Origin of the sequence: Pseudoxanthomonas sp. SGNA-20, assembly GCF_003931635.1 — a bacterium.
Taxonomy (GTDB): Bacteria; Pseudomonadota; Gammaproteobacteria; order Xanthomonadales; family Xanthomonadaceae; genus Pseudoxanthomonas.
Genome location: NZ_RRYK01000001.1, coordinates 382947 through 409839 on the forward strand (window position 1 = coordinate 382947; position 26893 = coordinate 409839).

Annotated in this window: 23 protein-coding genes, 1 tRNA gene and 1 pseudogene; 6 read left to right on the forward strand and 19 right to left on the reverse strand. The window is 67.5% G+C overall.

Annotated elements, in window-relative coordinates:
• Nucleotides 1–14 precede the first annotated feature (14 nt).
• Nucleotides 15–4502, reverse strand: a complete 4488-nt coding sequence (locus EIM48_RS01700) for a DEAD/DEAH box helicase (RefSeq protein WP_125110953.1) — start codon at nucleotides 4500–4502, stop codon at nucleotides 15–17.
• A 211-nt stretch (nucleotides 4503–4713) separates the two neighbouring features.
• On the opposite strand from EIM48_RS01700, the gene EIM48_RS01705 reads away from it, so the two are divergent.
• Nucleotides 4714–4932: a hypothetical protein gene (locus tag EIM48_RS01705; RefSeq protein ID WP_125076004.1), complete on the forward strand. Its 219-nt coding sequence runs from the start codon at nucleotides 4714–4716 to the stop codon at nucleotides 4930–4932.
• A gap of 144 nt (nucleotides 4933–5076) precedes the next feature.
• On the opposite strand, the gene EIM48_RS01710 is transcribed toward EIM48_RS01705, so the two are convergent.
• From EIM48_RS01710 to pilB, 13 genes and pseudogenes are all read right to left on the reverse strand, one after another.
• Nucleotides 5077–5583 (reverse strand): hypothetical protein, encoded by a 507-nt coding sequence (locus tag EIM48_RS01710; RefSeq protein WP_019399248.1) that lies wholly within the window; start codon nucleotides 5581–5583, stop codon nucleotides 5077–5079.
• Nucleotides 5584–5674: 91 nt separating this feature from the next.
• A tRNA-Lys gene (locus EIM48_RS01715) sits at nucleotides 5675–5750 on the reverse strand.
• 96 nt (nucleotides 5751–5846) lie between these two features.
• A pseudogene (queC, locus tag EIM48_RS01720) lies at nucleotides 5847–6545 on the reverse strand (7-cyano-7-deazaguanine synthase QueC); the annotation flags it as partial.
• A 25-nt stretch (nucleotides 6546–6570) separates the two neighbouring features.
• Nucleotides 6571–7230: a 7-carboxy-7-deazaguanine synthase QueE gene (gene queE / locus EIM48_RS01725; RefSeq protein WP_028915926.1), complete on the reverse strand. Its 660-nt coding sequence runs from the start codon at nucleotides 7228–7230 to the stop codon at nucleotides 6571–6573.
• Nucleotides 7231–7350: 120 nt separating this feature from the next.
• Nucleotides 7351–8166, reverse strand: coding sequence for a tol-pal system protein YbgF (gene ybgF, locus EIM48_RS01730; RefSeq protein ID WP_199728369.1), 816 nt, complete (start codon nucleotides 8164–8166; stop codon nucleotides 7351–7353).
• Nucleotides 8167–8169: 3 nt separating this feature from the next.
• The gene (pal, locus tag EIM48_RS01735; RefSeq protein ID WP_026010651.1) at nucleotides 8170–8682 is read right to left on the reverse strand and encodes a peptidoglycan-associated lipoprotein Pal; all 513 of its coding nucleotides are present in this window, start codon (nucleotides 8680–8682) and stop codon (nucleotides 8170–8172) included.
• A gap of 73 nt (nucleotides 8683–8755) precedes the next feature.
• Nucleotides 8756–10075 (reverse strand): Tol-Pal system beta propeller repeat protein TolB, encoded by a 1320-nt coding sequence (gene tolB / locus EIM48_RS01740; RefSeq protein ID WP_019399253.1) that lies wholly within the window; start codon nucleotides 10073–10075, stop codon nucleotides 8756–8758.
• A 219-nt stretch (nucleotides 10076–10294) separates the two neighbouring features.
• Entirely contained in the window at nucleotides 10295–11281 is a 987-nt protein-coding gene (tolA, locus tag EIM48_RS01745; protein WP_019399254.1) for a cell envelope integrity protein TolA, read from the reverse strand.
• A 19-nt stretch (nucleotides 11282–11300) separates the two neighbouring features.
• Nucleotides 11301–11729, reverse strand: a complete 429-nt coding sequence (tolR, locus tag EIM48_RS01750) for a protein TolR (RefSeq protein ID WP_019399255.1) — start codon at nucleotides 11727–11729, stop codon at nucleotides 11301–11303.
• Between the two features lie 25 nt (nucleotides 11730–11754).
• Nucleotides 11755–12531, reverse strand: coding sequence for a protein TolQ (tolQ, locus tag EIM48_RS01755; protein WP_028915928.1), 777 nt, complete (start codon nucleotides 12529–12531; stop codon nucleotides 11755–11757).
• A gap of 70 nt (nucleotides 12532–12601) precedes the next feature.
• Nucleotides 12602–13012: a tol-pal system-associated acyl-CoA thioesterase gene (gene ybgC, locus EIM48_RS01760; protein ID WP_019399257.1), complete on the reverse strand. Its 411-nt coding sequence runs from the start codon at nucleotides 13010–13012 to the stop codon at nucleotides 12602–12604.
• A gap of 314 nt (nucleotides 13013–13326) precedes the next feature.
• On the reverse strand, nucleotides 13327–13803 hold the full coding sequence (locus EIM48_RS01765) for a transposase (protein ID WP_019399258.1): 477 nt from the start codon (nucleotides 13801–13803) through the stop codon (nucleotides 13327–13329).
• A 341-nt stretch (nucleotides 13804–14144) separates the two neighbouring features.
• Nucleotides 14145–15872, reverse strand: a complete 1728-nt coding sequence (gene pilB / locus EIM48_RS01770; RefSeq protein ID WP_125108429.1) for a type IV-A pilus assembly ATPase PilB — start codon at nucleotides 15870–15872, stop codon at nucleotides 14145–14147.
• A gap of 149 nt (nucleotides 15873–16021) precedes the next feature.
• On the opposite strand from pilB, the gene EIM48_RS01775 reads away from it, so the two are divergent.
• Genes EIM48_RS01775 through EIM48_RS01790 form a run of 4 tightly spaced genes read left to right on the forward strand, consistent with a single transcriptional unit; the run spans nucleotide 16022 to nucleotide 19935 of the window.
• Nucleotides 16022–16879 carry a glycosyltransferase family 2 protein gene (locus EIM48_RS01775; RefSeq protein ID WP_125108430.1) on the forward strand — a complete coding sequence of 286 codons (858 nt, stop codon included), beginning with the start codon at nucleotides 16022–16024 and terminating at the stop codon, nucleotides 16877–16879.
• The gene (locus tag EIM48_RS01780; protein WP_125110954.1) at nucleotides 16872–17597 is read left to right on the forward strand and encodes a class I SAM-dependent methyltransferase; all 726 of its coding nucleotides are present in this window, start codon (nucleotides 16872–16874) and stop codon (nucleotides 17595–17597) included. Before EIM48_RS01775 ends, EIM48_RS01780 begins: the two co-directional genes overlap by 8 nt.
• On the forward strand, nucleotides 17594–18808 hold the full coding sequence (locus EIM48_RS01785; protein ID WP_125110955.1) for a glycosyltransferase: 1215 nt from the start codon (nucleotides 17594–17596) through the stop codon (nucleotides 18806–18808). Before EIM48_RS01780 ends, EIM48_RS01785 begins: the two co-directional genes overlap by 4 nt.
• Before the next feature lie 17 nt (nucleotides 18809–18825).
• The gene (locus EIM48_RS01790; protein WP_125110956.1) at nucleotides 18826–19935 is read left to right on the forward strand and encodes a glycosyltransferase family 4 protein; all 1110 of its coding nucleotides are present in this window, start codon (nucleotides 18826–18828) and stop codon (nucleotides 19933–19935) included.
• Here the strand turns inward: EIM48_RS01790 and EIM48_RS01795 are convergent.
• The 5 genes from EIM48_RS01795 to EIM48_RS01815 form a co-directional block, all read right to left on the reverse strand.
• Nucleotides 19910–21028 carry a glycosyltransferase gene (locus tag EIM48_RS01795; RefSeq protein ID WP_125110957.1) on the reverse strand — a complete coding sequence of 373 codons (1119 nt, stop codon included), beginning with the start codon at nucleotides 21026–21028 and terminating at the stop codon, nucleotides 19910–19912. The genes EIM48_RS01790 and EIM48_RS01795 overlap by 26 nt on opposite strands.
• Before the next feature lie 61 nt (nucleotides 21029–21089).
• On the reverse strand, nucleotides 21090–22334 hold the full coding sequence (locus EIM48_RS01800) for a hypothetical protein (protein WP_125110958.1): 1245 nt from the start codon (nucleotides 22332–22334) through the stop codon (nucleotides 21090–21092).
• Nucleotides 22335–22374: 40 nt separating this feature from the next.
• Nucleotides 22375–24249, reverse strand: coding sequence for a hypothetical protein (locus EIM48_RS01805; protein ID WP_125110959.1), 1875 nt, complete (start codon nucleotides 24247–24249; stop codon nucleotides 22375–22377).
• Nucleotides 24250–24306: 57 nt separating this feature from the next.
• On the reverse strand, nucleotides 24307–24711 hold the full coding sequence (locus EIM48_RS01810; RefSeq protein ID WP_125110960.1) for a pilin: 405 nt from the start codon (nucleotides 24709–24711) through the stop codon (nucleotides 24307–24309).
• 71 nt (nucleotides 24712–24782) lie between these two features.
• The gene (locus EIM48_RS01815; protein WP_125110961.1) at nucleotides 24783–25202 is read right to left on the reverse strand and encodes a pilin; all 420 of its coding nucleotides are present in this window, start codon (nucleotides 25200–25202) and stop codon (nucleotides 24783–24785) included.
• Nucleotides 25203–25635: 433 nt separating this feature from the next.
• Between EIM48_RS01815 and EIM48_RS01820 the strand changes: the two genes are divergently transcribed.
• Nucleotides 25636–26892 (forward strand): type II secretion system F family protein, encoded by a 1257-nt coding sequence (locus tag EIM48_RS01820; protein ID WP_125110962.1) that lies wholly within the window; start codon nucleotides 25636–25638, stop codon nucleotides 26890–26892.
• The last annotated feature ends 1 nt before the right edge of the window (nucleotide 26893 follow it).

Sequence of the window (26893 nt, forward strand, 5' to 3'; positions counted from 1 at the left end):
TCGCGGTGCCGGGCTCAGCGCGTCGGCTGCGGCAGGTTGGCCTGGATCCTGGCCAGCAGCGCTTCCAGCCCGGATTCCGGCTCGCCGGACAGGCGCCTGCGCACCTCCTGCTCGACCGCCGGCTCCAGCGCCGCCAGCAACCGCACCTCGCCGGCCACGCGCGCGGCCACCGGCACGCCGTCGCGGAACAGCAAGCGTGCGCCGCCGATGCGCGGCACCTTGTCCCCGGCCAACACCGTGCCCGACAGGTTCAGCGGATCCAGTGCGCTGACTTCCACCAGCTGCCCGTCCGGCGGCCGGTTGCGCACCTTGCGCAGCGGCGCGATCGCCTCCGGCAGCGCGAACTGCTCGCCACTCAGGCCCTCGATGAAGCGTCCGCCGCGCACCTCGCCGCGCGCCTCCAGGCGGTGGTAGACGCGCAGCAGCTCGCGCCACGGCGGCAGCCAGGCCGCCTCGCGTTCGAGGATGCGCCAGCCGACCACGCCATAGCGGCGCAAGAGCACCCGCGCCACGTGTTCCACCGCCTCCGGGTCCGGGCGCCGGCGGCCACCGTCTTCCGCCGCCGCGGGCCGGCGCACCAGGGCCCAGCGCCCGGCATCCTCGATCGCGTTGAGTGCACCGCGACGGCGGCCGCGCCCCGGCGAGGGCCGCTTCGACGGCGGCACCAGCAGCGCGCGCAGCCCTGCGAAGCTGTCGCAATGGGCCATGCCGCGCGCCACCAGCTCGGCCAGCGCGTCTTCCAGCTCGGTGCGCAGCAGGCCGGTGGCGTCCAGCAGTTCGTCGAAGAACGAGGCGCCATGCGTGGCCAGGCAGTCGGCCACCTTGCGTGCGCGCGAGGACAGTCCCGGCAGCCCGGGATCCAGCGGCGGCGCCAGCGCCGCCCAGTGGCCGACATGCCGGCGCGGCAGCAGCAGCACCGGGGTATTGCGCAGCGAGGTACCGGCGCGGTTGCCCTCGGCCTCGTTGCCGGCGGCACGCAACCGGGTCCATAGCGTGCGCCCGCCGCTGCACAGGTCGTCCAGCCAGGCCGGCGCGTAGTCGCGCAGCCGCGCCGGCAGGAGCTCCGCTTCCCAGGCCGGGGCCGGTGCCTCGTAGCCTTCCAGCTGCGCCAGCACGCCGGCCAGCGCATCCGGCCCGCTCACCCGCGCCTCCGGCGCCACCCGCTGCCACTGGAACAGGAAGCGCATGAAGTCGCGCGGCGCCACCGGCTCGATCTCGCGGCGCAGGCGCTTCAGGGTGAGGCGATGGATGCGCGCGAGCAGGTAGCGTTCGCACCACTCCTGCGCCGGCGCGCCGGGGCTGAAGCGCCCCTGCATCGCATAGCCCTCGCTCTGCAGGGCCAGCAATGCCTGTTCGACCGCGGCCGGCGGCAGGGCCAGGCTGGTGGCCAGTGCCGCCACGGTCACCGGCCCCAGCCCGGTCAGGCGTGCGCGCAGCAGGGCGATCGCCGCCCCCTCGGCAGTCCAGGCCACGCGCGCGAACTCATCCGGCACCGCAAGCGCGGGTTCCCGCCGCGCCTGCGGATGCAGCGCCAGCAGCTGTGGCAGGCGCTCGGCCGCCACCCACCAGCGCTGGCCGCCGGCTTCCACGCAGGCGGCGCGGCCGTCGCCGGCCAGCGCCTGCAACAGCGCCGGCCACTGCGGTTCGCGCGCCACCTCTTCGCCAGTGACGAAGCCCAGCCCGGTCAGCACCTCGTGCATGCCGTCGGCGTCGCGCGCCTGCGGCCAGGCCTCGCGTCGCACCTGCCCGATCGCTTCGGTGTCCAGGCGCCCCAGGTCCGAAGCCGATTCCGGATCGGCGTAGCGCCGCGCCTGCACCGCCTGGGTACGGCGTTCCTCCAGCGGCGCATCGTCGAGGAAGGCATAGGGCCGCGCATTGATCGCCTCGACCGCCAGCGGCGAAGGCGCGGCCAGGTCACGCGCCACCACCGCGATGCGCCCGGACTCCAGCCCGCGCAGCAGCTCCAGCCAGCCGTCCAGGTCCATGGCCTCGTGCAGGCAGTCGTGCAGGGTCTGCGCCACCAGTGGATGGTCCGGCACCTGGCGCTCGCCGACGATGTTCTCCAGGCAGGCGACCTGGTCGGGGAACACCGTGGCCAGCAGGTCCTCGGACTTCATCCGCTGCAGTTGCGGGGGCACCCGCTTGCCGCCGCCGGAATAGCGCGGCAGGGCCAGCGCGGTGCCCGCGTTCCAGCGCCAGCGCACGGCGAACATCGGCGCGTCCAGCAGCGCCTGCACCAGCACGTCGGTGGCCGAGGACGAATGCAGGTACCTGGCCACCTCGGCCAGCGGGAAGCTGTGGCTGGTGGACAGCGACAGCACGATCGCATCCTCGGTGGCCGCGGCCTGCAACTCGAAGTTGAACTGGCGGCAGAAGCGCTTGCGCAGCGCCAGGCCCCAGGCGCGGTTGATCCGGCTGCCCCAGGGGCTGTGCACCACCAGGTGGGTGGAGCCGGTCTCGTCGAAGAAGCGCTCCAGCACGATCGCGTCCTGGGTGGGCATGGCACCCAGCGCCACCAGGCTGGCGCCGAGGTAGTCGACCAGCTGGCGCGCGGCTTCCGCGCCGAGCCCGACGTCCTCCTGCAGCCACCGGCGCGCCGCGGCGATGCCCTCCGGCGCCAGCGGCGCCTCCGCCTGCGCGGCATCCGCGCCACGCAGCCGCGCGGCCACCTCCGCGCGCAGGCGCGACACGCCCAGTGACAGCTCGTCGCTGCGCCCGGGCGCCTCGCCCAGCCAGAACGGGATGCTGGGGGGTTGCCCCTGCGCGTCCTCGACCCGCACCTTGCCGGACTCGACCCGCAGGATGCGGTAGCTGGCATTGCCCAGCTGGAACACGTCGCCGGCCATGCTCTCGACCGCGAAGTCCTCGTTGACCGTGCCGACGAAGGTCGACTGCGGTTCCAGCACCACGGCGTAGTCGCCGGCTTCGGGGATGGTGCCGCCGGACATGCCCGCCACCCGGCGCGCACCCTCGCGGCCGCGCAGGCGGCGGTGCACGGCATCGCGGTGGACCCAGCCGGCGCGCGCGCCGCGGCGGTCGCTGAAGCCGTTGGCCAGCATCGCCACCACCTCGTCGTAGCGACCACGCTGCAGCCGCGCGTATGGCCAGGCCCGGCGCAGGCGTTCGAACAGCGCGTCCTCGTCCCACTCGGCGGCGGCGACCTCGGCCACGATCTGCTGCGCCAGCACGTCCAGCGGCGCTTCCGGGATCCGCAGTGCATCCAGCTCGCCGCGGCGCACGCAGTCCAGCAGCGCGGCGCATTCGACCAGGTCGTCGCGGGTGGTGGGGAACAGGCGCGCGCGCGGCACGCCGCCGACATGGTGGCCGGCGCGCCCGGCGCGCTGCAGGAAGGCGGCGATCGAGCGCGGCGAGCCGAACTGGCACACCAGGTCCACGTCGCCGATGTCCAGGCCCAGCTCCAGCGAGGCGGTGGCGACCAGCACCTGCAGCTGCCCGGCCTTGAGCTTCTGCTCGGCGGCCAGGCGCAGTTCCTTCGACAGGCTGCCGTGGTGGGTGGCGACCGCGTCATGGCCAAGCAGGCGCCCCAGGTGGAACGCGGCGCGCTCGGCCATGCGCCTGGTATTCACGAACACCAGCGTCGTGCGGTGCTCGCGCACCAGCTCGGCAACGCGCAGGTAGACCTGCTCCCACTGGTCGTTGGACATCACCGCCGACAGCGGCGTGGGCGGCAGTTCCAGGGCCAGGTCGCGCTGGCGGGTGTAGCCGATATCGACGATGGCGCAGTCGGGGACGTCGCGCTTCGCGCTACCGCCATGCACCGCGCCGCCGCGCTGCCAGCCGCCGCCAGCGGCGGGCAGGCGGTCGCGGCCGGGATGCACGTTGCCGGCGCCCACCAGGAAGCGCGCCACCTCCTCCACCGGCTTCTGCGTGGCCGAAAGGCCGATCCGCACCAGCGGCCGCGCGCACAGCGCCTCCAGCCGTTCCAGCGACAGCGCAAGGTGGCTGCCGCGCTTGTTGCCGGCCAGGGCATGGATCTCGTCCACGATCACGCTGCGCACCGTGCGCAGCATCGCCCGCCCGGATTCGGAGCCCAGCAGCACGTACAACGACTCGGGCGTGGTCACCAGGATATGCGGCGGCCTGCGCCGCAGCCGCGCACGCTCCGACTGCGGGGTGTCGCCGGTGCGCACGGCAGTGCGGATCCCCACCTCGGGCAGGCCCAGTTCGCGCAGCGCCACGCCGATGCCGGCCAGCGGTGCTTCCAGGTTCAGGGCGATGTCGTTGGACAACGCCTTGAGCGGGGAGACATAGACCACCCGGGTCTCGTCCGCCAGCCCGCCCTGCTCCTGGGCTTCGCGCACCAGGGCGTCGATCGCGGCAAGGAAGGCGGTCAGGGTCTTGCCCGAGCCGGTCGGCGCGGCCACCAGGGTGCTGCGCCCGGCCATGATCGCCGGCCACGCCGCGGCCTGGGCCTCGGTCGGGCCCGGGAAGGCGGCGTCGAACCAGCGGGCGACGGCGGGATGGAAGGCGGCGGTGCTCATGGGGCCCGGGAACGGCCTGCGACGCGCGGGCGCGGGGGGGTGTGCAGGAGGACTATGGGCCCGCCAGGCGATGGCTTCAACGCGGCCTCCGCGCCCGTCGCGCTGCCGTTCAGCGGCGCGGTGGCCGGGAACGCCAGGGACGCGGTATGGTCGCCGACAGGGGAGGACTCAGCGTGACCCGATGGCCGCCCCCGCGGCCGGAGAGAATGCAATGGTGAAGGAAAACCCTCGGCAGCCCGCACCCCAACGGGCAGGACTGCAGCAACGCCTTCACGATTTCGGGAAGGCGTACCGCAAGGCAAGGCAATGGCGTTCCCCCCCCGTCACCGCGCTGCTGGCGGCATGGCGATTCGCGCTGACGGGTGACAGTGGCCGTTTCGTGTCGCACGACGGGGCGCGGCTGTCGCGGATTTATCGCGGCGAGGACTGAAGCGCTCCGTTCCCGACCGGCAGCCACGCCGGCTCACCACGTCGTCCGACGCTGCACGCGGCCGGGACGGGCGTTCTCGTCCCTGCGCCGCGCGTGCCGGCTTCCGCGCACCGGCGTGGTGCGGCAGCCTCCCTTTTTCCGTGCTCAGCGGCGGTAGACGTCGTCGCTGGTCCTGTTGGCCTGGATCGTGCGCACCGACTGCGTGCTGCGCACGTCGCCGCATTCGCTGCAGGCGCGGGTGACCACGACCTGGTAACGCTCCTCGGTCCAGCTCTCCTTGCGCACCAGGGTCTTGCCTTCGTTGGGGCCGGAGATCGAGCGCCCCACCACCGACTCGCGCCGGCGCGGCGTGGCCGCGACCAGGGTTTCCTCGCGGCCGGTCTCGGATACCGCGTACGGCGCGCCGCAGGCCGCGCAGCGCGCGTCCGCGGCCAGCCAGGCCTCCATCGGCAGCCGTCCGGCGTACCAGGCGAACGGCGCCGCACCGGCGATGAACACGTAGCGCAGCACCGGGTAATCGCGCGCCAGCCAGAACCACAGGATGGCGGCGACCGCGATCACCGCCATCGTCCCGGCGACCAGGCCGTAGGCGTGGATCCGGTTCCTGTGGGCCACCTGTTCGGCGCTCAGCGCCGCCTCGTCTGCGCTCATCCTCAGCTCCGGGTAGGGGCGTGGGCAACAAAAAACCCCGTGCGGCGACGGGGTCCAGGGCGACCGGCCTGGCAGGCCGGCGCGGAAGCAATGGTGGGCCGTGTTGGAATCGAACCAACGACCAGCGGATTAAAAGTCCGATGCTCTACCGACTGAGCTAACGGCCCACGGAGCCCGGCCAGGCCGGGGCCGCGCATTTTACCCGATCAGGCGGCTGCTGCGCCTGCCGGCGGCAACGGCGGCGTCCGCCGGCGACGCGCGCCTCAGCCGGCGGCCGCGACGTAGCGGGTCGGATCGGCCACGCCGGCGGCGGCAAAGCCGGCCGCGCGCAGCTGGCAGGCGTCGCAGTGGCCGCAGGCGCGGCCCTGCTCATCGGCGCGGTAGCAGGACACGGTCTGGGCGAAGTCCACGCCCAGGCGCAGGCCCTCGCGCACGATTTCGTCCTTGCCCATGCGGATCAGCGGTGCGTGCACGCGGATGCCCGCGCCTTCCACGCCGGCCTTGGTGGCCAGGTTGGCCAGCCGCTCGAAGGCCGCGACGAACTCCGGGCGGCAGTCCGGGTAGCCGGAATAGTCCACCGCGTTGACGCCGCAGAAGATGTCGGCCGCGCCCAGCACCTCGGCCCAGCCCAGCGCCACCGACAGCATGACGGTGTTGCGCGCCGGCACGTAGGTGACCGGGATGCCCTCGCCGCCGGCCTCCGGCACCTCGATGTCGTCGGTCAGCGCCGAGCCGCCGATGCTGCGCAGGTCGATGGCCACGGTCTTGTGCTCGACCGCGCCCAGGGCGCTGGCCACGCGCGCGGCGGCATCCAGTTCGGAGGTATGGCGCTGGCCATAGCGCACGCTCAACGCGTGCACGGCGAATCCCTGTTCGCGGGCGATGGCCAGGACGACGGCCGAATCCATGCCACCGGAGACGAGGGCGACGGCTTTCTTCATGGGAACTGCTTTGTGTGGGGTGGCCCATTGTAGGGCCGCATCCGGGTCAGCGCCCCGGCTCGTCGTTCCAGAGGATCTTGTGCAGCTGCATCTGGAAGCGCACCGGCAGGCGGTCGGCGACGATCCAGTCGGCCAGGTCGCGCGCCTCCAGCTGGCCCTTGGAGGGCGAGAACAGCACGTCGCAGCGTGCGGCCAGGCCGTGCTCGGCGACCATGTCGCGCGCCCACTCGTAGTCGGCGCGGCCGCACAGCACGAACTTGACCTGGTCGCGCGCGGTCAGCAGCGGGAGGTTCTCCAGGCGGTTGCGCGCCATCTCGGCCGAACCGGGGGTCTTGAGGTCGACTACCCGCGACACCCGCGGGTCGACCCCGGCGATGTCCAGCGCGCCGGAGGTCTCCAGCGAGACGTCGTAGCCGGCGTCGCACAGGCGCCGCAGCAGGTCCAGGCAGCGCTTCTGCGCCAGCGGCTCGCCACCGGTCACGCAGACGTGGCGCACGCCATGGCGGGCGACCTCGGCGAGGATGTCGTCGATCTCCCACCACTGCCCGCCATGGAAGGCGTAGGCGGTATCGCAGTACTGGCAGCGCAGCGGGCAGCCGGTCAGGCGCACGAACACGGTCGGCCAGCCGGCGGCGTTGGCCTCGCCCTGCAGGGACAGGAAGATCTCGGTGATCCGCAGGCGGTTCTGCGGAGTGGGGGTATTCATGGGGCAATTGTAAGCCCACGGGCCCGTGGCCATGGCCGCCGGCGCCGGAACGAAGCGCGGCATGCGGCGCATGCCGGGGCTGGAAGCGGAATGTGGCGGTCGCCCGCGGGGCGACGCGGATCAGCGCAGCTGGCTGATCTGGATCGAGCGCAGGCGGTCGGCGGCGATCCGCGCGGCATCGCTGCCCGGATACTGCGATTCGACCTGCTGCAGGGTGGCCTGGGCCTGGCGCACCTCGCCTTCGCCGAACTGGGACAGGCCCAGCTTCAGCAGCGCGCCGGGCGCCTTGTCGTGGGTCGGGTAGCGCTCCATCAGGACGCGGAACTGCTGCCCGGCCAGGGCGTAGTTGCCGGTGGCGTAGTAGCTCTCGCCCAGCCAGTACAGGGCGTTGGGCGCGTAGACACCGGCCGGATGCGTGTCCAGGAAGGCCTGGAAGGCCTCGGCCGAACGGGCGTAGTCACCGGCCTTGAGGGTATTGAACGCGGCCTCGTAAGCGGCGCGCTCGTCGGCACCCAGGGCCAGCGAGCCCGGATCGCCATGGACCCGCGGGGCATCACTGCCGGCGGTGGCCGTCGCGGCCGGGGCAGCCGGTGCGGTGGGCGCGGCGGCGCCGGTGGTGGCGGCCGGCGGTGCGGGCAGTTCCCCGCCTTCCAGGCGGTTGAGGCGGCCGTCCAGGTCCAGGTACTGGTCGCGGCTGCGCTGCTGCATCTGCTGCTGTTCGTACTGCAGCTGTTCCAGCGCCGAGCGCAGTTCCTGCACCTCGCTGCGCAGCTGCGCCAGCTGGTTGAGCAGGTCCTGGGTGGCCTGGGTGTTGTTGGCCTGTGCCTCGAGCCGTGCGACCCGGTCGGCCAGGCTCAGCTTCTGCGCAGACGCGGGCGTGGCGGCCGCGAGGGCCGCCACGACCAGCATCATGCCGATGGCACGAGGGCGAAGCATCGCTTAGCGAGCGGTGTAGACGATCTCGACGCGACGGTTCTGCGCCCAGCAGCTCTCGGTCGACTCGGTGCAGACCGGACGCTCCTCGCCATAGCTCACGACCTCCAGCTGGCTGGCCGAACCGCCGGCCGCCTGCAGGGCGGAGTTGACGGCGTTGCCGCGGCGCTCGCCCAGGCCCTGGTTGTAGGCGCGGCTGCCGCGCTCGTCGGCATGGCCCTGCAGGGTGATGCGCGAGGACGGACGGTCACGCAGGTACTTGGCGTGGCAAGCGACGATGGCCTGGAACTCCGGCTTCAGGGCGTCCTGGTCGAAGTCGAAGTACACGACGCGCTGGCGCAGGCAGGCATCGGTATCCAGGTCTTCCGGACCATAACGGCCGTCGTCGGCGACCGGGGCGGTCGGGGCGGGAGTCGGCGCCGGTTCCGGAGCCGGCTGCTCCTTGACCTTCTTGGAGCAGCCCGCGAGGGCTGCAACGGACAGGAGGGAAACCAGCAGAACGCGGGTGGAACTGTTCATGATCATTTCCTTGTGATGCACAGTGGGTGGTGGTTGAGATAAGCGTGCAACGGGCGAATCTTACAACCGATTTTTAACGCGCGCTGCGGTAGGGCGACCACGCAGGTTCGCGCACGTCGCCGTCGGCCAGGACCAGGCGCTGGCGCACCCGGGCGTCGGCCGAAACTGCGTACAGCACTCCCCGGCCACCCTCGCGCGCGGCGTAGATCAGCATGCTGCCGTTGGGGGCGAAACTCGGAGACTCGTCCAGGGAACCGGTGGAGATGGTGCTCCAGCGGGGCGCGCCCAGGCTGGAGTCCATCAGTGCGATGCGGTAGGTGTTGCCCGAGCCCTGGGCGACCGCGATCTTCTTGCCGTCCGGCGAGATGGTGGCGGTGGCGTTGTAGTTGCCCTGGAAGGTCACCCGGGTGGCGGCGCCGCCGCTGGACGGCACCTGGTAGATCTGCGGGCGGCCGCCGCGGTCGGAGGTGAAGTAGATGGTGGAACCGTCGGCGCTCCAGGTCGGCTCGGTATCGATGCCGAAGTGGTTGGTCAGCTGGGTCAGCTGCTTGCTGGCCAGGTCCATCACGTAGATCTCGGGGTTGCCGCTGCGCGACAGCGACAGGGCCAGCTTGCGCCCGTCCGGCGAGAACGACGGCGCGCTGTTGATGCCGCGGAAGCTGGAGACCAGCTCGCGCGCACCGGTGGCGATGTCCTGGATGTAGATGGAGGAGTTGCCGCGCTCGAAGCTGACGTAGGCCAGCTTGCGCCCGTCCGGGCTCCACGCCGGCGACAGCAGCGGCTCGGCCGAGCGCACCACCACCTGCGGGTTCCAGCCGTCGGAGTCGGCCACCACCAGCGCGTAGCGCATCGCGCCGCCGGTGCCGCTGGCGGTGACGTAGGCGATGCGGGTCCAGAACGCGCCGCGCACGCCGAGGATCTTCTCGTAGATCGCGTCGGCCATCTGGTGGGCGACGTCGCGCATGGCACTGGCGCGGGCGGTCATCGCCAGGCCCAGCAGGCGCTCGGAACGGGCCACGTCGAACAGCTCGTACTCGACGCGGTAGCCACCCTCGCCGGCGTCCAGCACGCGGCCGACCACCAGGTAGTCCTGCTTGAGCTGGCGCCAGGTGGGGTACTGGATCTCGCCGCCGCGGGTCGGGCGCTCGACCATCTGCTCCACCGGCAGGGTGCGGAACTGGCCCGAGCGCGCCAGGTCGTCGCGCACCACCTTGGCCACGTCGGTCTGCGGCGGGGTGCCGCCGCCCTCGTACGGCATCGGCACCACTGCGATCGGCAGCGCCGAGGCGTTGCCGCCGATGATGTCGATCTCCAGGCCCTGCTGCTGGGCGGTCGCCAGGCCCGGCACGACCAGGCAGACAAGCAGGAAGAACCAGCGCAGGGATGCTTTCATGGGCAGGGCTTGGACACTCTTGGGGGACGCTAGGGATACCAGCGGTGGCGTGAACATATTCGCAATCATGAACGAAAACCGCGTGAACACCCAGCCAACGGCCTGAACCGCCCGCGGCCGCCGCCGGCGGGCACGGCCCCGCGACCGGGGGCTTCCCTGGCTACGGAGCGCGGCGGCCGACAAAGACCGCCATGGAAGGAAGAAGTTCCCACGTCCGCCTCAGCGGTCCCGGGCCTCGAAGTTCAGGATCAGGGTGCGCTGGAACACCGATTCGAAGCCGCGGTAGGGCAGCGGCTGGGCGCGCAGGACGGCCGCCTCCAGCGAGCGCTGGCCGGCCTCGTCGTAGGGGCAGCCGGGCTGCACCTTCACGTCGATCACCTCGCCACCGGGCAGCTGGCGGATCTGCACCCGGCAGCGCTGGCCCAGGGGCACGGTGTCCGGGCGGATCCACTGGTTGGTCACCGCCTGCTGGATCGCGGCGGCGTACTTGGCGGTCAGGTCCTCGCTGGTGCCGCCCTGCCCCGGCGAGCCCTGGCTGGCCTGGGCAGGCGCGGACTGGCGCTGCTGGACCTGCTGCAGCTGGCGCAGGCGCTGCTCGGCGCGCTCGGCCTCGCGCGCGGCCTGCTCGCGCTGGCGGCGGATCTCGGCCAGCTTCTTCTGGCGCTCGGCCTCCTCGGCCTGGGCGGCCAGGCGGCGCTGGTTCTCGGCTTCCTTCTGCCGCTGCTGTTCGGTCAGGTCGATCTGCTGCTGGCGGCGGCGCTCTTCCTGTTCCTTCTCGGCCTTTTCCTTGGCGATCGCGTCGCGGCGGGCCTCGTCCTGGTCGACGGTGTCCGGCTGCGGGATGAAGTCCTGGGCCTTCTGCTGCGGCTGCACCGTGGCGTCCTGCGGACGCGGCTCGGGCAGCGGCTGCGGCGGTGGCACGGTTTCCTCGGGCGCGGTCTCGGCCACCGGCTCCGGCAGCGGCTCCGGCTTGGGCGCTTCCTCGGCGCGGCGCTGGGCCGCGGCCAGGTCGGCCGGGCTCATCACCAGCGAGGCCTCGATCGCCGGGGAACCGGCCGCCGGCTCCACCTTGCGCTGTGGCGACCACCACCAGGCCAGCCAGAACAGCAGGGCCACGCCGATGTGCAGGGCAAGCGCCAGCAGCAGCGGGCCGGCAAGGCCGCTCTCGCGGTCTTCGGGGCGATGGTAGAAGGCGTCGGCGTGCATGCTCACCTGCGGGCCGGCCTCAGCGACCGCCCGGCTGGCTCATCAGGCTCACCCGCGGCACGCCGGCGGCCTGCACCAGGACCATGGTGTCCATCACCTTCTGGTACTCCACCCCGCCCGGGGCGGCGACGAACACCGGCAAGTCCTTGTTCTGGGCCACGAACGCCGCCAGCCGCGCGCTCAGCTCGGTGGCGTCGATCGGCTGCGCCTTGCCGCCTTCCAGGGTCAGGAAGTAGCGGCCCTCGGCGTCCACGGTGACGATCACCGGGTCCTTCTTGCTGTCCACCGAGCGGGCGTTGGACTTGGGCAGGTCCACGTCCACGCTCAGGCTCAGCAGCGGGGCGGTGACCATGAAGATGATCAGCAGCACCAGCATCACGTCGATGTAGGGAACGACGTTGATCTCGGACTTGAGCTTGCGGCGCTTGTGCCGGGCGAATGTGCTCATGGCGTGCTCCCGTCGGGGCGGCGGCTCATTCGTCGCCGCCGGCCTGGCGCTGCAGGATCGAACTGAACTCGTCGGCGAAGCTCTCGTAGCGCTGCGACAGGCGCTCGACCCGGGTGGTGTAGCGGTTGTAGGCCCACACCGCGGGGATGGCCACGAACAGGCCGATGGCGGTGGCGAACAGCGCCTCGGAAATGCCCGGCGCCACCGAGGCGATGCCGACCTGCTGGCCCTGGCTGACCATGTCGTGCATGGTCACCATGATGCCGAACACGGTGCCGACCAGGCCCACGTACGGGGCGGTGGAGCCGATGTTGGCCAGCAGCTCCAGGTTGCGCTCCAGCTGGCCGACCTCGCGGGTGAAGGCCACGCGCATGGCGCGCTGCGCGCCCTCGAGCTGGGCGCGGCCGTCGTGGCGGCGCTTGTCGCGCAGGCGCGCGAACTCGCGGAAACCCGCCTCGAAGATCGCCTCCAGGCCCACGACCACGCGGTTGCGGTCGGTCGCCGCGGCGTACAGCTTGCCGAGGTCGGCGCCGGACCAGAACCGGTTCTCGAACTCGTCCGCTTCCTGGTCGGCGCGCTTGAACGCGCCCAGCTTGCGGAAAATGATCACCCAGCTGATCAGCGAACCGGCCAGCAGCAGCAGCACGATCAGCTTGACCGGCAGGCTCGCCCGCAGCATCAGGTCCAGGTAGTTGATGCCGCCATGGGCGGCGGTAGCCGCCGCCTCGGTGGCCGCCGCGGCCGCGTCCGGCGGCAGTGCCTCCACCACGGTGGCCAGCAGGGCCAGGCTCGATCCGATCATCCTTTGTTCCTCAATGGCTTCGTCTTGGTGCAATGCCAGCGGGGCGATGGCCCCGCCGCGGGCGATACGGTCAGCGCATCGGACCGGCCTGCAGCGTCCGGAGTTCCTCGTACAGCGCCGGGTCCATCGGGCAGGGCCGGAAATCGGCCGCGCGCAGGGACGCCACCTTGACCTCGGCCTCCAGCAGGGTCTCCTCCCCGCGCAGGATGCGCTGGGAGAACACCACGCTGGCGCGGCCGAGCCGGGACACTTCCGCGGTTACCTCGAGCAGGTCGTCCAGCCGCGCCGGGCGCAGGAAGTCCAGCCGCATCGAGTGGACCGCGAATACCAGTCCGGCCGCCTGCAGGGCGTGCTGGCCACGGCCCATGGCGCGCAACGCATCGCTGCGCGCGCGCTCCAGGAAGGCCACGTAGCGGGCGTGGTAGACCACGCCACCGGCGTCGGTATCTTCCCAGTAAACCCGTATCGGAATGCTGAACATCGGCAGGGGAGGCAGCGTCCAAGCGCGAAAGCATGACGCTTCCGCGCCCCTTCGGCCAGCCCCTGCGTCACTGGCGCATCGCCATCGATCCGCACCACGGGCCCATCAGCCCGCCGCCCTGCCCGGCCAGCCGCCAGCACAAATCCCAGCCCGGCAAACCCGGCCGGAGCCATGCCCCAGCGCCCCACTCGCCGGCATGGCAGGAGCCGCGGCGGGACGGACGGAGGGGGGCAGGCTGCCGGCGCCCCCACCGGCAGCCTGCCTGCCGCCTTCCTCCCCTGGAAAGCCATCCGCCGCCCGTCCCGCCGGGGACCTCACAGCCAGACACAGTCCCAGAAGGGGTAATCCATCAGTTCCGAGGCCAGCCCGGCCTGCAGCGGCGCCACCAGCAGGCGCCGCGCCACCGCCCGCGGGTCCTCGTCGGGCGCCAGCTCGCGCGCCTTGAAGCCCGGTTCCCACAGCGGCCCGGCACGGAACAGGGTCTTGTTGACCTGCACTGCGCTGCAGGACTTCATCCGGCTGACCGCCTTCTCCATCGGCATCTGCTCGCCGCCCTGGACCAGCCACGCCACCCGGTCCGGCAGCAGCACCCAGGCCAGCAGTCGGGCATCGCCCAGCGCCGCCGGGTCGCGGAAGGCGCGCACGGCCGTCCAGGCCACGTGGAAGTCGGCAAAGCAGGCGTATCGGCCACGGGTCACCACGGACACGTGGAAGACACCGCCTTGCAGCGGAACGTCGGACCCCTCCTCCACCAGGATGCCGGGGCCGGGATTGGCGACTGGCATGTCCATGCGCCGAGATTGGCGCGCCGACAGGCCCGAAAAAAGCGGGAAAATCCGCGCCATCAAGTAGGAATCCGCCGATCATCGACTTTCGGATGAGGGCACGGCGGCGGCCGGCGCCGCGGACCGGCGACGCATGTCCGCGCCATCCGATCCGAGGGTGCCTGGCCGGACCGGTACGGCTGCGCGCGCAGTGGCCGCGGCAGCCGGGCGGTGCCTCCGGTGGCCGGGCGCGATCTGCCGCGACCAAGGCAGCCGGCGCGGCCAGCCGCCGGCCACCGGCCTACGGTCGCCGCCGCACCACGGCGACAACCCGGGCCGGCCCGCACGGATGGCGGGGCGTCGGGTACTCAGTCCTTGGTGACGCGGTTGATCTCGGCCAGGCTGGTGATGCCCTGGCGGACCTTGAGCAGGGCCGACTGGCGCAGGTCGCGCACGCCGGCCTTCTGCGCCACCTCGGCGATCTGCATGGCGTTGCCGCCGGCCAGGACGATGGCCTGGATCTCCTCGCTCATCGGCATCACCTGGTAGATGCCGACGCGACCCTTGTAGCCCTCGGTGCACTCCTCGCAGCCCACCGGCTCGTACACGGTGAAGCCCTCGCGGATTTCCTCGGGGGTGAAGCCCTCGGCCAGCAGGGCGTGCTCGGGCAGGTCCACCGGGCGCTTGCACTTGGAGCACAGCCGGCGCGCCAAGCGCTGGGCGATCACCAGGGTCACCGACGAGGTGATGTTGTAGGGCGCGATGCCCATGTTCATCAGGCGCGCGATGGTCTGCGGCGCGTCGTTGGTGTGCAGGGTCGACAGCACCATGTGGCCGGTCTGCGCGGCCTTGATCGCGATCTCGGCGGTCTCCAGGTCGCGGATCTCGCCGACCATGATCACGTCCGGGTCCTGGCGCAGGAAGCTGCGCAGGGCCGCGGCGAAGGTCATGCCGCGCTTGTTGTTCTGCTGGACCTGGTTGACGCCGGGCAGGCGGATTTCGACCGGGTCCTCGGCGGTGGAGATGTTGCGGGTCTCGTCGTTGAGGATGCCCAGCGCGGTGTACAGCGACACCGTCTTGCCCGAGCCGGTCGGGCCGGTGACCAGGACCATGCCGTAGGGCTTGTGGATCGCGTCCAGGAACAGCTTCTGCTGCTCCGGCTCGTAGCCGAGCTTGTCGATGCCCAGCTTGGCCGCGCTGCCGTCGAGGATACGCAGCACCACCTTCTCGCCGAACAGGGTCGGCAGGGTGCTGACACGGAAGTCCACCTGCTTGGTCTTCGACAGGTTGAGCTTGATGCGGCCGTCCTGCGGCACGCGCTTCTCGGCGATGTCCAGCTGCGCCATGACCTTCAGGCGCGCGGCGATGCGCTGGTTGAGCTTGACCGGGGCCCGCGCCACGGTCTTGAGCAGGCCGTCGATGCGCAGGCGCACGCGGTAGTCGGTTTCGTAGGGCTCGAAGTGGATGTCCGAGGCGCCGCGGCGGATGGCGTCAACCAGGACCTTGTTGACGAACTTGACCACCGGCGTGTCGTCGCCCTTGGCGTCGACACCCGATTCGCCGATCCCGTCCTCGTCGCCCGCGCCGACCTCGAGGTTCTCCAGGCCCTCGTCGTCCTCGCCCAGGCCGCTGTCCAGCTGGGCGCTGGCGTTCTGCCACTGCTCCAGGGTGCGGCGGATCTGGTCCTCGTCGACCAGGATCGGCTCGACCGCCAGGTTGGTATGGAACTGGATCTCGGCCAGCGCGCCGGTCTGGGTGGGGTTGCTGACGCCCACGAACAGCTTGCTGCCGCGCTTGAACAGCGGCAGCACGTGGTGCTTCTGCACCAGCTCCTCGCTGACCAGCTTCATCGCGTTCTGCGACGGGTCGAAGGCGGAGGTATCGAGCAGCGGGATGCCGAACTCGATGGAGTTGGCGGCCGCCAGCTGGGCCGGGGTGACCAGCCTCTTCTCGGCAATGAACTGGGCCAGCGGCACCTTGGCCTCGGCGGCCTGGGCCATGGCGGCGCGGGCGGCCGCCTCGTCCATGGCTCCGTCCTGGACCAGGCGACGGGCAATACCCGTGATTCCGACAAGATTGGCGGACATCGCATTCATATGGAGGTGGCTTTCCCCTTGGCCATGGAAAGAGTACTGCAAAACCCCGGCCGATCCGCCGGCGATCACCGCCGGACGACCGGACCCGGCGCGTTCCGTCCCTCCCCGACAGGCATTACGATAGCGCCGGGGATCCCGGGGAAACCAGCTTGAACAGCCTGAGCATCATCCTTCCGGCCAAGAACGAGGCCGAGGGCCTGCGCCGCACGCTTCCGGCCATCCGGGAGCTGTTCCCGCAGGCCGAGCTGATCGTGGTCGACGACGGCTCCACCGACGACACCGCGGCCATCGCCGCCAGCCATGGCGCCCGCGTGCTCGGCGCCCCCTATTCCATGGGCAATGGAGCCGCGGTCAAGCGCGGCGCGCGCGCCGCGAGCGGGGAGATCCTGGTGTTCATGGACGCCGACGGCCAGCACGACCCCGCCTGCATCCCCCGCCTGCTGGACAAGCTGGCCGAGGGCTACGACATGGTGGTTGGCGCCCGCGACGGCAGCGGCCAGGCCAACCTGCACCGCGGCCTGGCCAACCGCTTCTACAACTGGCTGGCCACCCGCATGACCGGCCACCAGGTCATGGACCTGACCTCGGGCTTCCGCGCGGTACGGGCGGACAAGTTCCGCCAGTTCCTGCACCTGCTGCCCAACGGCTTCAGCTACCCGACCACCAGCACCATGGCCTTCTTCCGCAGCGCCTACCCGGTGGCCTACGTGCCGATCCCGGTGGCCAAGCGCGTCGGCAACGGCAGCCACATCCGCCCGGTCAAGGACGGCATCCGCTTCCTGCTGATCATCTTCAAGATCGCCACCCTGTACTCGCCGCTGAAGCTGTTCATCCCGGTATCCCTGTCCTTCTTCGCCACCGGCCTGGGCTACTACGCCTACACCTTCGCGACCCAGCACCGCTTCACCAACATGAGCACCCTGCTCTTCAGCGCGGCGGTAATCGTGTTCCTGATCGGCCTGATCTCCGAGCAGATCACCAACCTGACCTACCTGCGCGATGAGTGACGCGTCCAGCGCCAGCAGCTTGCGGGGCCAGTTCCGGTGGCTGGCCCGCACGCCCCTGCATCCGCAATGGCTGCTGGCCACCCAGGATCCAGGTCCACGACTGCGACAGTGCCGCGGCACGGTCCTCGACATCGGCGCCGCCAACCGCTGGCTCGCACTGCATCTTCCCGAGGACACCCGGTACATCGCGTTCGACTACCCGACCACGGCCGTGGGCATGTACGGCTGCCGGCCTGATGTGTTCGGGGACGCGCATCGCCTGCCCTTCGCCGACGCCACGATCGACGCGGTAGCATGCTTCGAGGTGCTGGAGCACACCCGAGACCCGGACGCAGTGCTCGCCGAGATTGCACGCGTGCTCAAGCCCGGTGGATTCGCCGAACTGAGTATGCCGTTCCTCTATCCCGTGCATGACGTTCCTTATGACTTCCAGCGCTGGACCGTCCACGGGTGGGAGCGCAGCGGGAGTCGCTGCGGCCTGGAAGTCGAACGCCTGCAGCCAACCAACTCGGCGCTGCAGGCCAGCGCCGTGCTCGCCTGCCTGGCGCTGGCCGCCCCGGCGGCCGGCGCGCACGGCCTGCGTCGACTGCTACTGCTTGCCCTTCTCGGACCGCTGGTCCTGGCAATAAACCTGGCCGCCACGATGCTGGGCTGGTTCTGGCCAGAGTGGCCAGCCCTGACCACGTCCTACCGGGTTACCCTGCGCAAGCCGCAATGAACCCCTCCCCGCGTCCTCGCCTGCTGGTCCTGGCCTCCACATACCCGCGCTGGGCAAACGACCACGAACCCGGTTTCGTCCATGAGCTGGCGAAGCGGTTGGTGGACCATTTCGAGGTAATGGTCTTGTGCCCGCACGCGCCAGGCGCGGCGACGCGCGAAACGCTCGACGGCGTGGAGGTAGTGCGCTACCGCTATGCGCCGGAATCGCTGGAGCGCCTGGTGAACGACGGCGGCATTGTCACCAACCTGCGCCGGCACCCCTGGATGCTGGCCCTGCTGCCCGGCTTCCTGCTGGGACAACTGCTGGCCCTCGCGAGCGTGGTCCGTCACCGCCCGCCCGCGGCCATCCACGCGCACTGGATCATTCCCCAGGGCTTCGTCGCCGCCCTGGCCGGCACCCTTGGCCTACATCGCAGCCCCATCCTGGTCACCTCGCACGGCGCAGACCTCTATGCCTTGGGCGGTTGGCTGCCGCGCAAACTGAAGCAATGGACGCTGCGCAGGTGTACCCGGGCCACGGTGGTCAGTACCGCCATGCTGGAACCACTGCACTCGCTTGGCATGGCCCCGGCGCACACGAGCGTCGCCCCCATGGGCGTGGACTGCCGGCGCTTCGCGCCGCATCCCGGAACCCCGCGTAGCCCGCGAGAACTGCTCTTCGTCGGACGCCTGGTCGAGAAGAAGGGCCTGCGCCACCTTCTGGACGCCATGCCGATGGTCGTTGCCAAGCATCCGGGGACCACGCTAACAATCGCCGGCTTTGGTCCGGAACTCGAGGAACGCATGGCCCAGGCCCGCCATCTTGGAATCGCGGACAAGGTCCGCTTTCTCGGCGCGGTCACTCATGACCGCTTACCGGACCTCTACCGACGCGTGGCAATGCTGGTCGCGCCGTTTGTTCCAAGCGAATCCGGGGATCGAGACGGCCTAGGGCTAGTTAGCGCGGAGGCATTGGCTTGCGAATGCCCGGTAGTCACCACTCGAATTGATGCGGTGAAAGAAGTATTCGACGGCATTTGGCCGCCCCATTGCGTCACGCCAGGCTCACCGGATGAACTAGCCGAAGCAATATGCAAGGTACTAGATCGCCACGATGACGCAGTTTCCTGGGCACAGGAACAGGCTATCAGGATCCGCAAGAAGCACGATTGGTCATCCGTTTCGGATGACTATGCTTCGATGCTAAAGGACCTCGCCCCCCCACATTGAAGAGCGCGCGATAAGCCATGAAAGTACTTGTGCTAACAAAGCGCCAGTACACCGCCAAAGACCTACTTAATGACAGGTACGGGCGCCTTTACGAGCTCCCGGAGGCTCTGGCCAGACAGGGACATGAAGTCACTGGTCTTACCACAAGTTATCGCTCGCGTACCTCTACATACCACCTGTCTCCAGCGGGTGTTGACTGGCACTCAATAAACGCAAGTCCATTAGCCCCACTGGAATGGGCCGGGCAGCTGCGCAAGATCGAGAAGCCGGATGTCATATGGGCGTCGTCAGACGCACCGCATTGCATCGCAGCCGCCATCTTGAGCAAGCGCTGGGATGTTCCGGCCGTCCTCGACCTGTATGACAACTACGATTACTTCGGCCTGACGCGGATCCCAGGTATCACCACCGCCTTTCACCGCGCTTGCCGAAGTGCAGCCCACCTGACCATGGCGAGCCATACTTTGGCTTCGCATGTACGGGAGAGGATCACAATGGGCGTACCGGTCACCGTGATACCCAACGGTGTGCGCACCGACTTGTTCAGACCCATGGCGCGGCGGCATTGCCGGGAAGTGCTGGGCCTCCCACCTGATGCGTGTCTTGTGGGAACCGTCGGAGCGATCCACCGCAACCGGGGAATAGGCGACCTTTTCGAAGCATTTGACCTACTAGCAAAAGAGGACCCCAACCTCCACCTAGTAATTGCGGGCCCCCGAGACAAGACCATCGACCGCTATCGCAGCTCTCGCATCCTTGATCTGGGCATCATAGATTGGCGCCAGGTCCCCACGGTTATAAACGCACTCGACATTGCCGTGGTCTGCAACAGGAACGACGGGTTTGGAAAATACTGCCATCCACTGAAACTCACAGAGGCCCTCGCATGTGGCGTACCAGTCTGCGCTGCAGAAACCGGGGACGCCGCCCTACTCCTCTCAAACAATCCAGAAGCTCTTTACACGCCTGGAGATCCCTACGAATTAGCTCAGCAGATACATAACCAATTAACCAACACCTCCAAGGCTTTAGCACCCAAACCTGATTCGTGGAAGAAAGTTGGGGAGAAACTGGCGAGCTGCCTTCACCTGGCAACGACTGCTAGCGAGCGACACCCCGCTCTCTAATAACCCTCTGCAAGACCTCGAAATAGCTTGCGCACGCATTTTCAGCGGAAAATTCAGCTCCCCGCGCCCTCAGAACGTCTGGATCCACACGAAAAATTCCATCCAACGAATACTCCAACGCCTCCTCGAGAGCACGAGCATCTCCGGGGGGCACGAGCTGTCCGTAGCGCCCGCCATCCAGAATCTCACTCGGCCCATAGGGACACGCAGTGGAAACAACCTGCACGCCGCACAGCATCGCCTCCACTAGTACGTTGCCGAACCCCTCGCAATCCGAACTTAGCACCAGAACACGAGCCTTCTTTAGCCAACTGCCGGGGTCTGACTGCACTCCAGCAATGAAGAAATCTGCCTCATGATTCAATCTTGAACGAAGCTCCTGCTCCTGAGACCCACCCCCAACCAGTAACAGTCGAACAGCCATCCTGCTACGGAGGCCCTGCCACGCACGGACAAGGATATCCAAACGCTTGACGGGCTCCATGCGACCGATCCAAATGATTACTGGCACGTCATCATCCGGCCATGGCCAATCCTCCGGAGGTGCAGCAGAGGCATCTTCAGCACCCGGCATGCTCACAGGGTTATAGATGCAGTCACATTTAGACTTTTCTCCCACCAGCGACGACAATTCGTGGGCCAATCCTTTACTAACAGCAATCAGTGCATCGGCACCCGGATAGAACACACGCACAAAATGGTGAAGCAGCCACCGTTTCGCACGCCCAATGCTCGAAATCCGTCCTCCCGCCTTCGACAGCGAATGTTCCGAGCACACTACTGCCGACCTAATTAAACCAAGGCTCTTTAGAAGCAAAGCCAAGACCGCGATATCAGCAGCGAACGTAATTATCACGTCGGGTTGCCACCTGCGCAGGTGGTACATCAGCCCCAGCGGGAAGTAGGCAGCACCACCCGGAGCAATCTCAATCGCTCGCGTTGCTTCTTGCAACAGAACGCGACCACCAGTCGTAATCCGTCCTACAACGATGGAAACATCTAGCCCCCGCTTCGCAAGGCCTTGTGACAGCGCCACCAAGACACGTTCGATACCGCCGGCCTCGAAACGGCTAGCAAGCAACCATACCTTCAAGATTTCTCCCAGCCGGGCATATAGCGCGTTCTGATGACGGACCTATGAAGGCGAATCCAAGTCATCCTGCCCTACGCCCAATCAAACAGAGTGCTACGACCGCTAGGGCCAGCGTCGACCATTCCACGGTCACCACTACCCAAGCAACGGAAGACAATTGGCCGTCGACCGCCACTCCAGATCCTAAGACCAAGAGTGACAACATCCACGCCACGTCGACGATAACCCTATAAACGCCCGTCCCCTTCGCCATCAATACACTACAAACTACCAAACGAAGCGATTGCGCAGGAACACCCCACACCAGCACAGCCAGAACACCGCTCACACCCTCATAGGAAGTGCCCAGCGCAACTTCCAATAGGGGTGCCAACCATGCACAGGCAGCGATTGCCACTATTGAATACCCCGCCGCTAGCACAGCCATAGAAACCAGAAGCCCCGAGTCTTTTCCCGGGCGTGCAAAGAGCCTTGGCAGAGAAGACAACACCAAGGCGATTACCGGGGTCACGACAGCACTAAGCATCCTTGAGGCCGCAGCATATATACCCGCCCCCCCTCCGGGTAGCAACTTCAAAGCGACAATCTTATCCAGATCTGGCTGTGCCCCCGAAGTTAGGCCTAGTGCGGCATATACGCCAGCCTCCCGCCACTGCCTTCCACTCAGCGCCCTCCAATGCCTAACGGGAGGCAACACCACACCGCCAAAGATAAGAACGAGAAGCAAGGAGACCACAGCAGCCGTCAAATGAACGAGTCCCACCCCGAGCGCAGGCTCAATGCCACTACCAACCCACAGGAAAGCCATTAATGACGCACGACACAGCAGAGGCATGGTCAACCAACGCTGCCCTTGTGCAACCGCACCTTCCCCCTGACGCGCCATCGAGATGAATTGCAGGACGGGATGGAGGAAAAACTCGGCAATGCCAACGCCCAGAACCAGCCACACACCACCTGACAGAAGACCAAGGCATTGACAAATAAGCACATACATGCAGAAAAGTAGTGGCGCAAACAACCGCCACGTACCCAGCCCTACGCACAGCGCATCGAACGAGGCAGAGCGCGCCGAGTCACGCAGCACTAGCAGCTGAGTACCGAAGCTGGACAAACCACCGAGCAAAACCGCCAATGCTCCAACTGCAACATAACCAGCGAAATTTTCTGCACCCAGCAACCTAGCTACCAGGAGCATGTGAATTGCCAACACCGAGAGCCGAACAAAAAGGACCGCAGTTGTCGCAATAGCATTGCGCGCCACCGTTCCACGGAGCGCCCTTGCAAGGCTCTTAAATAGCGCCATCGACCTCACGCCGAAGCCCGCTTGCCATAGAACTCTCAGGCTAGCACGCACTATTCTTTGCGCATAGGAACTCTGGCAGATCATTAGGCAGCACGAAACCGGCTTCGCGCGCCTTCTCGAGCACGAATGTGACGTGCTCTAGGCGCCCCTCCTCCGCCAGGACTTTCACCACCTGCCGCGCGTATGCCTCGTCGCCCTGATCCAAGCTAATTAACACTGCATTAGCAAAGGCATTCGCAGCCAGCTCCGGCTCTCCGGCATATCGCAGGAGATAATCGCCAAACTGTGCGTACTTGTGCGGCGTCAGCACGGCCCTGCCCATCAGTACCCGCACGGCCTCGGTCAAGCGCCGATCGTCCAGCTGAACCCCTTTGTACCTCTGCTCGATTAATCCATGAAAGGCAATAAGTGATTCAGGCGACAGCGGGCGATCTCTCAACTTTGCAACTAGACGATCCCACGCAGGCTCTGCCCCCGGAAGCTCATATTTTGCGCGCAATAGCACCAACGTTTGATCCGGAAGGACACCACTCCTTGGCAGCGCAGCCTCCCGCTCAAAAATCTGCATCGCCAGGCTGAAGAAAGGGGAATCCATGGAACCGCCCGACATCTCGTAGTACACGATCCCCAGGTCCTGGAGCGCCCGGGGCGAGTCGGGGTTCATGTTTACGTGCTCGACCGCCAACAGAAGCCTGTCACCCCAAGTTGCAGACCGGATTGCACCAAGGAATCCCAGTGCCAATACGACAGCCACCGTGCCGGCCACCTTGATGGCTGGGCTGTCGCGCACCGGGATCCGACGAATACCCTCGGCCAACACCAATAACACACCCAGCAGCGCAAAGTAGTTGCGGTGCTCGAAGACCAGCTCCAACGGCACCACGTTGGACGTCATTGCGTGGCCCGCAAAGAACCACAATACGCCGAGCGCCGCTAGAGGCGCCCGCTTGCGCCAGTACGCAGCAAGCAGTAGCAGTCCACCCAGCAGCAGGCCACCGGCAAGCGTCGTCCAGGGGTGCAACAGAGACGTAGAGGCCTCGAAATCATCGTAGTAGAACGGCATGCGCGCCGGGATAGGCAGCAGAATCTGGCCCAGGTACATGGGCAGGATCCGAAGCTGGCTCAACAGCCTTTGGACAATGTCGAAATCCCGAGTGAAGTAAGCGTTCGGAGCGGCATAGTGCGGAACCACCACCGTTACGAAGATCGCCACGCCGACCATGCAACCCAACGCATAGGCCCAACGCCAGAAGCGCTGTTGCACCTGCGTGGCACCGCCAAAAGCGAGCACGGTCAACTCAAGCGCCAAGGTAAACAGCGGCAGCAGGAGCGCGCTCTCCTTGGCACCTAAGGCAAGCAGCAGCAACGGCGCGCAGGCCGCCAGCCATGGCCAGCCGTGATCGCCAGCAATCTGCAGTCGGCGGCCACGCAGGTACGCCAACAGGGCCAGCAATGTAAAGGTAAGGCATAGGGTCTCCATCCGCTGCACCACGTACAGCACGGCGGAAACCTGAAGCGGATGCACGGCCCAAGCCAACGCCAGGGCAGCGGCAGAGAGATGCAAGTACTGCTGTACCCCAACCAACGCCAGCAACCTCAGGCATAACACGTAGACCAGCACGGCATTGGCCAGATGCACCACTAGGCCACCCAGCTTCCATCCCCAAGGGTCCAGGCCACCCAAGGCGTGGTTGATCGCGAAGCTGGCCATGGCCAACTGCCTACCGGTGCCTCCCGGATCAAAACTGGTGGCGGCCTTCCATAACTCGCCCCAAGCAAGGCTAGTTAGATGCACACGCTGATTGCCGACCAGCGCCGGAAAGTCATCAAATATGAAAGGCCCACCCAGCCCAGGCCAGTAGACCAACGCAACTAGGCCCGGCAGCGCCAGCAAGGTGGCGACATGCAGACTCAATAGGCGTGCACGCCCATCCACCCATCTCCCCACGGGAACCTCTCTACTGCGTCGTGATCAGCTGCACCCGTCCGGACGCAGGTAGCTGGCAATAGCCGGATCTACCTTGCAAGACCACTGGCCGGACGCGTTGCGCGCAAGCTCAATCGCCTTACCAGCCACTTTCGGATTTCCCTTGAGCGTACAGCGGATGAACCCGGTTTCACCAGGCATCATGTTCAGATTACAGCGCGGAGTGCTCGTTGGTAATCCAACATCGGCCAGATCAAACGTATTGAGGTTTTCAACCAATATGTGCGCCTCGAAACTATTCAGGCCACCCCGGATCTCGGCGAGCCCAGCAGCCAGCTGACTCCTCGCTACGTAGTTCTGGTAAGCAGGCAATGCAATGGCGGCAAGGATGGCAATGATCGCCACCACGATCATCAGTTCAATGAGAGTGAACCCACCTTCCCGACGCATGAGACCCCCGATTCATGCTCGATCCAAAGAAGAAAGGGGGCGTCGCCGCCCCCTTTCATGCACGTGCGAGATTACTTGGAGCAGCCGCCCGGCAGGAACTTGTCGTCTAGGGTCGTGTCGGCCTTGCAGTTCCAAGCACCAGAGGTGTTGCGAACCAGCTTGATGGTCTTGGTCGCAACCTTCGGGTTGCCCTTCAGTGCGCAGCTGATCTCCTGACCGGACTGAGAGTTATAGCTACCTCCCGGAGTGATGGTGCAACGGGCGGTGTTCTGCTGCAGCCCCAGGTCATCGAGAGAGACCGGGCCGCTCTTGCCCGACTGGATGGCTTCCTCATAGGCAGTCACGCCGCCGCGGATGTCGGCCAGGCCAGCGGTGACCTGCGACTTGGCGACATAGTTCTGGTAGGCCGGCAGCGCGATGGCGGCCAGGATGGCGATGATCGCAACGACGATCATCAGTTCGATCAGGGTAAAGCCCTGCTGCTTCTTCATGTTGATTCCCCTAGAACGGTTGTTGGCGGGCGCGGAACCTCCCGTGCCCTTCAAGCGAGCCCGTGATCGACGACCACGTATCTGTCCCCACGCAGGTTACGTGCCAACTCCCCCACGCGACGCCCGCGGCGGCATCTTACCAATCTTGCGCGGCAAACACCGAGCCCTGGCCGTCCCCAATGCGTGATCCGCACCACAAACCTGCTCCATGGCGCATTTGGCAAAAAGTGACGTTTCGCGTCACCTGAAGGCACGGCGTAGACGCCCCCCCCCTCGATCAGCGGCTATCCGGCCCGAGGACCATCGGCGAGGGGGCACAGGTCCTCCAGGAGGGCCGCCCAGGCCAGCCGGCGGCGGGGTGCCTGCCGCCCCAATACCCGCTACCATGCCGGTTCGTGCCGGCATGGGGATGCCGGCTGGGGAGAACAAGCACATGTCCGCAACCCGTTCTGCCGTCAAGTCCGCGCCGGCGGCTCGCTCCACCAGCGAGCTCGCGCAGTTCGTCTGGGAGGGCACCGACAAGCGCGGCGTCAAGATGAAGGGCGAGCAGTCGGCCCGGAACGCCAACATGCTCCGCGCCGAGCTGCGCCGGCAGGGCATCACGCCCACTGTGGTCAAGCCCAAGCCCAAGCCGCTGTTCGGCTCCGCCGGCAAGGCCATCACCCCCAAGGACATCGCCTTCTTCAGCCGCCAGATGGCGACCATGATGAAATCCGGCGTGCCCATCGTCACCGCGCTCGAGATCATTGGTGGCGGCAACAAGAACCCGCGGATGAAGAACATGGTCGGCGGCATCCGTGCCGATATCGAGGGCGGCTCTTCGCTGCACGAGGCGATCAGCAAGCACCCGGTGCAGTTCGACGAGCTGTACCGCAATCTGGTCCGGGCCGGCGAAGGCGCCGGCGTGCTGGAGACGGTGCTCGACACCATCGCCAACTACAAGGAGAACATCGAGGCCCTGAAGGGCAAGATCAAGAAGGCGATGTTCTACCCGGTGATGACCATTGCCGTGGCCATCATCGTCAGCGCGGTCCTGCTGGTTTTCGTGGTCCCGCAGTTCGAGGAGACCTTCAAGGGCTTTGGCGCCGACCTGCCTGCCTTCACCCAGCTGATCGTCAATGCCTCGCGCTTCATGGTCGCCTACTGGTGGGCCGTGCTGATCGCGGCCGTAGGCGCTATTGGCGCTTTCATCTACGCCTACAAGCGCTCGCCCAGCTTCCAGCATTTCCTGGACCGGGTGCTGCTCAAGATCCCGGTGATCGGCGAGATCGTGAACAACAGCGCCATCGCCCGCTTCGCCCGCACCACGGCGGTGACCTTCAAGGCCGGCGTGCCGCTGGTGGAGGCCCTGGACTCGGTCGCCGGCGCCACCGGCAGCTCGGTCTACGAGAAGGCCATCCTGCGGATCCGCGACGACGTGGCGGTGGGCTACCCGGTCAACCTGGCCATGAAGCAGACCAACCTGTTCCCGCACATGGTGGTGCAGATGGCGGCCATCGGCGAGGAGGCCGGCGCCCTGGACACCATGCTCTTCAAGGTGGCGGAGTATTATGAGCAGGAGGTCAACAACGCCGTCGACGCGTTGGCCAGCCTGATCGAACCGATGATCATGGTGGTGCTGGGCGTCCTGGTGGGCGGCATGGTCGTCGGCATGTACCTGCCCATCTTCAAGCTCGCTTCCACCATCTGAC